We start from the raw sequence: 1,398 nt of genomic DNA on the forward strand, positions 1-1,398 counted from the left end.
AGCATCATTTCGGTGCTGCCCCTGCTGACTCGCTCAAAGGCTGCTAATAAGGTTTCAACTTCTGTTTCTCTGCCGTAAAGTTTTTGAGGTATCTGAAACTTATCTGTAATATCTTTTTGGGCGATCGCAAAATCTGCAATTTCTCCCGTAGTTTTTAATTGTTCTAGGCATTCTTCTAAGTCAGCGATAATTCCCCAAGGGCTTTGATATCTGGCTTCAGCGGTTTTCGCTAATAGCTTCATCACAATATCAGAAACAGCTTTAGGAATTTCTCGATTGATTTGGTGGGGCGGTACTGCTTGTTTGGCAATGTGACAGTGGATTAATTCCATTGCATCGCTGTAATCCCAGGGCAATTGCCCCGTTAGCATTTCGTAAAAAGTGACTCCTAATGAGTAAAAATCAGTGCGGTAGTCTATCGCTCGGTTCATTCTGCCTGTTTGTTCCGGCGATATATAGCTCAGAGTGCCTTCTAAAACATTAGGATTTTTCAGGCTAGGATTTTCGCGCTTTAAAACAGTAGAGATGCCAAAATCTATAATTTGAACTCGCCCTGTGCTTGAGTTGATAATAATATTGCTGGGATTGATATCTTTATGAATAATTTTATGTCGATGAATTTCACCTAAAGCCCTGGTTGTTTTAATAGCTGTTAATAAAAACTCTTCTAAGGTAAGTTGGTGAGAAGCCAACCACAGCTTTAATGAGTCTCCACCACAATCCTCGAAAATGATAGCCAAACTGTTATGGTATCTTTCTAAGCTGTAGGTTTGAGGGACACTTTCTAGGTTAAGATTGTGTGTGATTTCGTATTCCTGCTTGTATCTGACTAACGAAGCTGGCATCGGATAATCTTGTTTGAGAAATTTGATAATTACCGGTTTTTTGTCTTGCTTCCTCAGTCCCCGGTAAACTAAAGAATTATTACTTTCATGGATTTGGTTGGTAATGTCGTAGCCCGGTAAGTTAATCATTCTTACATCCTCTTGTCAGTATTAATACTCAATTATTTTTTAGTAATTGTTAATTAATTAAGTAAATGTATCTTCTAATACATAATAATATCCGAAAATTTAAGAAAAACTTCAGTGTAAAAAGAAAAGTTATTTTTTATTAACATTTCTTAAAAATAAGAGGGCTAAACATTCCGGTCAGGAGTGCGATCGCTCCACAGTTTCCTGTAAAATCCGGCAAAACAGAGTGAAGTGCGATCGCCCTTAGTCTTCATAGGAGATTTGGGCCTTGCATAATTAGAGTATAAATAGGGGGAATCACCATGCAATGAAAGCGAGTGCAAATTAACCCATATCCGTAAAAACACTAAGGATCGCGAATTAAATAACTTACAATTTTAATTGTTATTGTGGGATGGGCGTCCCGCCCGTCCAAAAAGGACGG

Annotated in this window: 1 protein-coding gene; it reads right to left on the reverse strand. The window is 38.2% G+C overall.

Translation table 11 applies throughout. The annotated features are described in order from the left end of the window. Positions 1–974: protein kinase domain-containing protein (locus QUB26_RS31805; RefSeq protein ID WP_333321302.1), on the reverse strand; the 974-nt coding region annotated here is incomplete at its 3' end. Positions 975–1,398: the final 424 nt, after the last annotated feature.

This window comes from Microcoleus sp. B4-C1, from assembly GCF_036705285.1.
Classification (GTDB): domain Bacteria; phylum Cyanobacteriota; class Cyanobacteriia; order Cyanobacteriales; family Microcoleaceae; genus Microcoleus.